The organism is Soonwooa sp., assembly GCF_032062245.1.
Lineage (GTDB): Bacteria > Bacteroidota > Bacteroidia > Flavobacteriales > Weeksellaceae > Soonwooa.
The window spans coordinates 41,758-50,639 of the sequence record NZ_DAMBQF010000018.1 but is presented as its reverse complement, the minus strand read 5'-3'; the positions used below and the strand labels follow the sequence as shown (position 1 = coordinate 50,639).

The following is an 8,882-nucleotide window of genomic DNA, read 5'->3' as shown; positions in this document are numbered from 1 at the left end:
TTTTTGCTAATAACTTTAGGGTTATAAAATGTCCGGTTTTTGGGGAGACTTACAATTATATAATACATTATTGTCTTTAAAATATTCAGTGAGGAAAGTAGATTTACCTGTTCCAAAAGCAGATGAGAAAATAATTCTTTGATCATCAGTCTACAAAAAATGTTCATTAAAATCAGCAAAGATGCTATTTGTATCAATTCTAGTTGCCATTTTTTATATTAGTTTTTAAAAAGTTTATCTTTATTGTGCAAATAAGCACTAATTAAACCATTTAATATAAAAATTTTCAAGGTACTTTTCCACAAAAATACTTACTGTTTCTAAATTGGGATACTATTTGTGATACTATAAAAAAAACAACTTACAATTAAACTATTGATTTTCAATAATTTAAAAGTAAGTCATTGTTCACTTTGTGACCGCGGAGGGATTCGAACCCCCAACCCTCAGAGCCGAAATCTGATATTCTATCCAGTTGAACTACGCAGCCAACAATATTTCTAAAGCGATTTAAAAGCTTTTTATTTAAAAGGAAATTTTAACTCCTCCCATAACTTGAGCACCTAAAACTTTGTATCCATAAAATGTTTGATACTTGGTATTTAGAAGGTTATTTCCGAGCACGAAAATACTGAAATTTTTGTGGACTTTATATTCCGCAGACAAGTTTAGATCAACATAACCGCCAACTTTCTGATTTTCATTTTCTTTAATATCATAAGTCGTTGGATACGTCGCCATATTTTCTGTTAATTCGTAGCTATTAGCTGTTCTATCCGTTACAAAAATCCCTTTAAAACCAAGATTTAACTTCTTCCCGAGCATAGAATATTTTGCACCAAAAGTTGTTTGTACCAAAGGTTTGTAATAGGTTTCTTTAAGATTATCCAGTTTATATTTAACGAACTTAAATTCGCCATCTAAAACTAAATTCTCTAAAGGAAAAAACTGTACGCTTGCTTTAACTTCGCTGGTTGTTCCGTTGTCATAGATGGCTCCAAAAGTATTTGCAAAATCATAAGCTTTGCGCGTGTCCGTCATCGTTGGATCTATCAAACTACTGTTATGGAAGAATAAAATGTCATTTTGTTTACTAAATCCAGCGCTGATGTTATACTTCAAAGTTTGGTCAACATCGCCCTTTATCCCTACATAAATTCGGTATTTTGTTTCGGTTGGTTTTAAGTATAAATCCGAAATCATGTAAGGATTTTCCTCTAATAATTGATTATAAGAATTTAGTTTTAAACCACCTTCAACACCGCCAAAAAACTTGAATTGATCGGTTGCTGAGATTTGTAATTCAGCATTTGGAAACCAATAAAACTTGCTATTTTTTTCTTGTTCTAAAACTAAACTTTGATGTTTTTGATTAAAAAATGAGAAATCTGAACCAATAGTTAAGTAAGAATTTCCTTTATAAAATTTCAACTTTGGAGCTAAATTAAAATTGAACAAATTGCTTTCATTCTTATCCAAAATCCCGAATTTAGAATTAACCAAATCCAAACCAACGCCCAAATCAGCATTCATTTTTGTATCTGTATACACGTCAACATCGTGCATAGAAAGATTTGCTAAGACTTCGGCTTGTGTTTCTTTAGAATCGAAATGATCGCTAAGAATTGAAGATTTTACACGAACATTATTAAGATATTCATTAGAATAATGATCATAAAACGCATTAATTTTGAAATGATTAACTTTCTGTTCCAAATCAACATCAGCGTTCGGCGTTAAAGCATAAATACCATAATAATTGTACTTATCCATGCCAAAATTAGCATCAATATTGAATTTTCCAGTTTCGGTGTAAACATTAAGGAACAAACCAGCGCCCAATTGACTTTGCTTCGAAGACCAATCATATTCTTTCTTCAAGCCGGTTGTCGACAAATAATGAACATCGGCACCAACTTCCACATTATCATTAACTTTTCCCGAAATATTAGCATCAGCGAGGAATTTCCCATAATTACCATAACCAATTTGGAAATAGTTATTCTGTTTTTCGAAATTGAATTTTGGAGAAATATCTTCCGCTTGGATTTCCGAAGTTTTAAAATCCGAAACTGGTGGAACGTCCGTTACATCGTACTTTACAACTTCATTAGCTTTGGCTTCTGGCGGATAATTTTTCTCTTGTTGCACCGAAGTTTTCTTTTTTTCGATACGTTTAACTTCAGGCTCACGCTTTCTATCCAAAACCAATTTTTCTTCCTTAAGCTGTGCAAAAGAATTTTGGTTTCCGAATCCGCTCAAAAATGCAATAACTGCTATGTATTTTAGTTTGTTCATTTTTTATTTTAAATGATTAAAAAATCGAATAATCGTCTTTAGTAGAAGTATTTTCTAATAATTATTTTTCAGTTTTTTAAGTAATTTTGAGTTCTATTTCTAAATTTTATTTCGAGTAATAATCGAAACTCGCCTTTGCAATATCAGCGATAATTTTCTCATTAGTAGCTTCCTTCTCGTAAGAATCGCTCACAAAAACACTGACAATAACATGTTCTTTATTAGGCAAAGTAATAACGCCAACGTCGTTAGTAGCCGCAGTTTTTCCAGTTGCATCCGTATAAGAAGTTCCTGTTTTGTGCGCCACCAAAGTCCCTTGCGGCAATTCACCTTTTAGACGATTAACACCAGTATTGGTTTCTTCAAGAATCTTAATCATTTCTTTTTTTGAAGCTTCTTTTAAAATCGGTTTTGTGTAAAGCTTTTCTAAAAGATCATTCGCAGAGTTGGCGTTCCAATAGTTTTGATATTGAAGTTCAGTCACGACATGCATTTCTTGCTCGTTGGTAGCAATCTGGAAGTCTTTAATTCCGATTCTGTTCATATATTTTTGAACAACATCCACACCTCCAATTCTGTCTAATAAAATATCGCAACCATTATTATCACTATTTGCCACAGTATATTTTATCATTTCGCGCAGTGTTAATTCGCCGCCATTAGGATGGGCATGGCGCATCGGACTATGTGTATTTGGTAGTAATTCTTCTTTAGAGAATTTAATTTTTTGATCAATCTTAAATTTTCCTTTATCCACCAAATCTAAAATCGCTAAACCAATCGGAAGTTTGAATACACTTTGCATAGGAACATGTCGATGTCCATTAACACTCAAGGTGTCTTGTTTTTCGAGATGCCAAACTGCAACACCAATATTCGCTTTTTTGTTTTTAACAATCTCTTGAATCCTTGCACTAAGGTCTTTCTGCGCAAATAAAAACGGTGATGCTACAACAACTGCTGCTGATAATATTTTTGTGATGTGATTCATTTTTTTTATTTGAATATAATAGGACTTCGTCCTATTCTTTATTAAGTCGTCCCTTCGGGACTTCTCGTATTACTTTTTGATTTGAGCTTTAACCTCTTTTGCTTCTGCCACAACATCTGGGAAATCGCCATAGTTATTTATAATTTGGTCACAAGTATAAGACGCTTGATAATTGTCTTTCAAGGCTAAATAATTTTTTGCCATGATCACCAAAGCTTTTGCACCCCAATATTCTTCGGAAGCGTAATTGTTTGCAAGTTTGAAAATCGTTTCGTTACTACTTTTGAAAGCTTTTCCTTTATTTTGATAAAATGCTTTAGCATAAAGTGCTTCCGCAGCAACAGCCGGATTCGAAGATTTCTCTAATGCAGTATATGCGGTTTGCGCCTCTTTATCTTTTCCGTTTTGCATTGCGCCTCTCGCCTTTATAATTTTAGCCTGTTCCAAAACTGCTGCTGAGTTTTTAGTATTTTTAAGAACGATATCTGCATATTGTTCCGCTTTCGAAAATTCTTTTTTCTCAGCATAAATTTTCATCAATTCTAAAGACGCAAAGTTTTTGATATTCGCATCGTTAGAATTTGCAACCGCTTCTAGATATTTTTGTGCATCCGCAGATTTACCTTGATTGATGTAGATTTGCGCCAATCTAACTTGCGAATCTTGCTGATAATCATTTTGGAAATCGGCAACATTTTGCAAAATTAACAAAGCTTTGTTCAAGTTTTTAGTTTGATAATAACTTTCGCCCAACTCGTATTGCGCTTGATAAAAATTAGAACCCGTCGGATCGTTTGCTAGATATTTTTCGTAATAAGTAATGGCTTTTGTAAAGTCTTTTTTAGCATAACTATCTTGCGCTAATGTCAAATTAAGTTGATCTTTTTCGGTGCTCGAAATATTAACGCCAAGACTTTTTGCAAAATTTTCGTAACCTGCAACGTCGCCATTTTTAACAAAAGCTGGACGCGAAGCTGCTACAATTTTATCAGCATAAGCCGAATTTTTATATTGCGTACCAAGCTGTTTTAACTCTGTTAAAGCTTTGTCAATTTGATTTTGTTCAATGTAATTTTGGGCACGATAGATCTGCGCATTTGCTACTAAATCTTTGTCCGAACTCGATTTAATAACTTGATCAAAATAAGAATTCGAATTTGCAAAATCGTCATTTGCAGAATAAGCAGTTCCTATTTCGTATTGCGCATCGTCTTTGTAATCGCTGTTTGGGTAAGACGAAATCAACTTTTTAAGCTCCGCAATTTTAGCAACAGTATCGCCTTTGAAACCTAAAGCCATCGACTTTTGGAACAACACATAATCTGCTGCACCTTCAGCTTTATTATAAATATCAATCGCCTCATTCAGTTTGTTGTCCGCATAATAAGTGTCCGCCAAACGTAATTCTGCATCCGCCTTAAATTCTGGTCTCGGGAATCTCAAATATTCTTTAAAATGCTCCTGCGCTGATTCGAAATTTTTATTTTTAAAATAGGCATAACCCAAATCGTAATCCAATTGTTCGCGCTCTGGGAAATTTTCGGCAGTTTCGTTTTCAAGTTTTAAATATTCAATAATTGCGGAACGATAATCTGATTTTTGATAATAAGTTTGACCTAACCAATATCTTGCTTTTTTAGCAAAATCTTTATTTAAATTATATTGAAGACTTTGTTTAAAATATTGCTCTGCTGCGTCATAATTTCCTTTGTTAAACTCTTCCGTACCTAAAAGATAAGCAACATCTTGTTCTATTTTATAAGTTTCTGGCGTTTTGGAATCCATCTTTTTTAAGACATTTAAAGTCTCTTGATAGTTGCCAGAATACAGATAAGATTTCACCAAAAGCTTCTTCATTTCAGAAGATTTTGGAGAATTTGGATATTTATCAATATAACGTTGAATAACTTTAGGCGCCGTCTCAAAAGGATTTCCGATGTCGTAACTCAATTTTGCATATTGCTCCAAAGCCAGTTGTTGAAGCTTAGCATCGTACTTCATTTCAGCTGCATTCTTGTAAGCAGAAAGCGCTTCTTGCTTTTTGTTGGTTTGCAAATAAGCGTTCCCTAATTGATAGTAAGCATTCTGCGCCAAAGGCGACTGACTATTAATCAATTGATTGTAGTAACTAACTGCTTCTTCGGACTTTCCAGCTTTTGCAGCCACAAATCCCATTTCGTAAAGATCACTTTCCGTCGCGTTACTTGATTGGTCAATATATTTTTTAAGATAAGGATAAGCCGATTGATAGTCACCTTTCATAAAGTAACTCTCTCCTATTATCTTTTGGATTTCGTTTTCGTAAGCCGACGAAGTTCCTGACGCTAAAAGATCTTTTGCTTCAGAAATTGCTTTATCATAATCTTTGTTATTAAAATACATCTGAACGTAATATGGACGTACCATTGTCGCATATTGCTCATTGAATTTCACTTGGTCAAAATACGTGAACGCCTTATCACTTTCATGATTCGCATAATACAAATGCCCCAACATATAAGCCATTCCCGCCTTATCATTCTCGTTAGAAGCATTTTTGTGCGCCTCTTCCAAAGGCTCGATTGCGCCAGCAGAATCACCAGTCATAAATTTGGCATAACCCAACTTCATGATGTACTGCGTGTTTTCTTCCTGACTTAATTGATATTGATTAATCTTTTGCAAAGTTTCCAAAGCTTTCGGGAAATCTTTCTTCGCTAGATAATAATCCGCCAAAGGTCCATTAGCTTGTGCAAAAAATGAAGAATTGGGATATTCTTTCATAAACGCTTCAAAACCTTCTTCCGAATGATTTTGTTGAAGAATCATCGAAATAACTTGGTTAAAAAACAAAGCTGCTTCCTTTTTTGACTCCGACAAAGTTTGGTTATAAAAATACTGTCGCGCATACTCGTATTGAGATGCACTGTAGATTTTTGATTGATAAAGGTTTTCGGCTAGATTGTAGCGATAAGCCTCTTTGTCGTTAAAGTATTTTGATTGTTGCGCTTGGGAGATTCCGTAGAAAGAAATCAACGACGCAAGAATTATTTTTTTTGAATTCATCTAAGTCTTAAACTTTTTTGCTGAAACTGATGTTATTAGTTAGGTAACGAAAATAAGGAAAACTTATTATCTAAGCAACTTACAAAAGCTTTTTATATGATTAAAATTTAATAAAAAATCACTTTTTTCTGTGTTAAACATTTCCAAAAATCTAAAAATAGAAAATCCTCAAAAACCGACTAAAAAATCTTCATCCAAATTATTTTTAAAAACAAGACAAATTCTCTGTTTAACAATGATTAAAAGATTTTATAATTAAAAAAGAAAAACTTAATAGTTAATTCTTGAAATATCTGAACAAATCTAACTTTAACAAAGTTTAAGTTTATTAACATAAAGCTAACAGCCTATCAAAATTTTGTTACATTTGTTTTTATTTTCAAAAATAAACGACTATTAATGAATTCACTTTTTAGAAGAAAACAATATTCATCGGATCCTAACCAAGGTCAACTGAATCGTGTTTTAGGCACTTGGGACATCGTATTTTTCGGGATTGCAGCCATCATCGGTGCTGGGAGTTTTAGCAGTTTGGGCGAAGCGATTTTCCGTGGAGGTCCTGGTGTTATTATTTTGTACCTAATCTGTGGATTTGCTTGTGCTTTTACAGCCATTTGTTACGCAGAATTTGCGAGTAGAATACCAACAGCTGGTAGTGCTTACACTTATGCCTATGCCAGTTTTGGAGAATTAATCGCTTGGGTTATTGGCTGGGCTTTAATTATGGAATACAGTTTTGGAAACATTTACGTTGCATTTTCATGGTCCGATTATTTCACAAGTTTCATGAGTCGAATTGGTATCCATATTCCTGATTATCTGACATGTAGCTATACCGAAGCCAAAAAAGCTGTTGCTGGCGACTCTCTCAATAAAGAACTTATCAATGCATGGAACACCGCGCCAGTTGTAGGAAATCTTAAAGTTATTTTCGATTTACCAGCTTTAATGATCAACGGAATTATCACTTGGCTGTGTTATCAAGGGATAAAAGAAAGTAAAAATTTTAACAATTTTTTTGTATTATTAAAACTATTCGTGATCCTATTAGTAATCGCGGTTGGTGTCGCATATGTTAACACAGGCAACTGGTTCCCGACCAATAACGAAGGTGTTAAAAGCATGATGCCTAATGGTTTTTCTGGTGTTATGAGTGCTGTTAGTGGCGTATTTTTCGCATATATCGGATTCGATGCGTTAAGTGTTTTATCAGAAGAAACTAAAAATCCGCAACGTGACTTGCCGCGAGGTATGATGATTTCGTTAGGACTTTGTACAGCAATTTATATTGTTTTGACCTTAACATTAACAGGATTAGTCGATTATAGAAAATTTGATGGTGTTGGCGATCCGCTGGCATTTGTGTTTCAAAAAGAAAATCTTAACCTCCCTTGGATGGAATTTGTCGTGGCTTTAATTGCGATTGTGGCAATTACAACGGTGCTTTTGGTCTTTCAAATGGGACAACCAAGAATCTGGATGGCGATGAGTCGAGATGGTTTGATTCCAAAAAAATTCCAAGAAGTACACAACAAAAATAAAGTACCATCGTTTGCAACAATTGTAACGGGTATTGTCGTTGGAATTCCGATTTTTTTCACTGATAAAACCTTCATTCTTGACTTCACAAGTATTGGGACAATTTTCGCATTTGTGCTGGTTTGTGCTGGTGTTTTAACGCTTCCTCCAAAAGAAAAAATCAAAGGAAGATTCCACATGCCGTACATTAATTCGAAGTATATTTTCCCGATTGTTTTCCTTGGCGGATTGATATTATTCTACTTTTGGCAGCCCGATTTTTTCCATACTTTGCTCAATTGGGGCGATCAAGTTGAAGGCGAATTCCGACTGTCAATGAGTATTTATATTATATTAAATTTTGTGCTTTGCTACTTAGCTTTTAGCAAAAATCTATCTTTAATTCCACTTGTAGGCTTAAGTTCTTGTCTATATTTATTAACAGGAATGACACATAACAACTGGTTTTGGTTCGGACTTTGGTTCGCAATCGGTTTAGTAATTTATTTTACTTATGGTAGAAAACATAGCAAGCTGAATAAAGCTTAATCTCTTTTAAAACAAAAAAAATACAAATCGGAAACTTTGATAAGCTTCCGATTTTTTATTTTAAAAACTTTGATGGCATAATACTTGAAACTTCAGTTAAAAATAAATAAACGCTTATGAAATCAATTATTAAATGCCTATTTGCAGGAGTTTTACTATTCTCCTTAGCACAATGTAGCGTCCAAACTTCCGAAAATACAAGTATCAAAACTTTATTTGTCAGCGCAGAACAAAAAGACTGTTCTAATGGTGCCGGAACCCAAAAATGTATGTTGGTTCGAGAGAAACCAACAGATCAATGGTCTTATTTTTATAGCAATATTGATGGATTTACTTACCAACCAGGTTATGATTATGTATTGACTGTCAGCACGGCAAAAATAGAAAATCCACCAGCAGATTCTAGCTCGATAAAATATACGTTAATCAAGCAAATCTCTAAAACGAAAAGAGAGCAGTATTAAACAAAAATAACCTCAAT

5 protein-coding genes and 1 tRNA gene are annotated in these 8,882 nt (G+C 33.8%); 2 read left to right on the top strand and 4 right to left on the bottom strand.

The window, feature by feature from the left end; translation table 11 throughout:
* Positions 1-416: 416 nt before the first annotated feature.
* The 4 genes from RT037_RS09650 to RT037_RS09635 form a co-directional block, all read right to left on the bottom strand.
* Positions 417-490: transfer RNA gene (locus RT037_RS09650), tRNA-Arg, on the bottom strand.
* 35 nt (positions 491-525) lie between these two features.
* Entirely contained in the window at positions 526-2,298 is a 1,773-nt protein-coding gene (locus RT037_RS09645) for a TonB-dependent receptor (protein WP_313030486.1), read from the bottom strand.
* A 106-nt stretch (positions 2,299-2,404) separates the two neighbouring features.
* Positions 2,405-3,289: a class A beta-lactamase, subclass A2 gene (gene bla / locus RT037_RS09640; protein ID WP_312323853.1), complete on the bottom strand. Its 885-nt coding sequence runs from the start codon at positions 3,287-3,289 to the stop codon at positions 2,405-2,407.
* 69 nt (positions 3,290-3,358) lie between these two features.
* Positions 3,359-6,334 (bottom strand): tetratricopeptide repeat protein, encoded by a 2,976-nt coding sequence (locus tag RT037_RS09635; protein WP_313030483.1) that lies wholly within the window; start codon positions 6,332-6,334, stop codon positions 3,359-3,361.
* A 399-nt stretch (positions 6,335-6,733) separates the two neighbouring features.
* Here RT037_RS09635 and RT037_RS09630 point away from each other — a divergent pair, with 399 nt between their 5' ends.
* Positions 6,734-8,401 (top strand): APC family permease, encoded by a 1,668-nt coding sequence (locus tag RT037_RS09630; protein ID WP_313030479.1) that lies wholly within the window; start codon positions 6,734-6,736, stop codon positions 8,399-8,401.
* A gap of 116 nt (positions 8,402-8,517) precedes the next feature.
* Positions 8,518-8,865: a DUF4377 domain-containing protein gene (locus RT037_RS09625; protein ID WP_312323241.1), complete on the top strand. Its 348-nt coding sequence runs from the start codon at positions 8,518-8,520 to the stop codon at positions 8,863-8,865.
* Positions 8,866-8,882 lie beyond the last annotated feature (17 nt).

Bases quoted from the DNA above. Each gene is read 5' to 3' on its own strand.
- RT037_RS09645 (WP_313030486.1), bottom strand. From the start codon at position 2,298: ATGAACAAACTAAAATACATAGCAGTTATTGCATTTTTGAGCGGATTC.
- bla (WP_312323853.1), bottom strand. From the start codon at position 3,289: ATGAATCACATCACAAAAATATTATCAGCAGCAGTTGTTGTAGCATCA.
- RT037_RS09635 (WP_313030483.1), bottom strand. From the start codon at position 6,334: ATGAATTCAAAAAAAATAATTCTTGCGTCGTTGATTTCTTTCTACGGA.
- RT037_RS09630 (WP_313030479.1), top strand. From the start codon at position 6,734: ATGAATTCACTTTTTAGAAGAAAACAATATTCATCGGATCCTAACCAA.
- RT037_RS09625 (WP_312323241.1), top strand. From the start codon at position 8,518: ATGAAATCAATTATTAAATGCCTATTTGCAGGAGTTTTACTATTCTCC.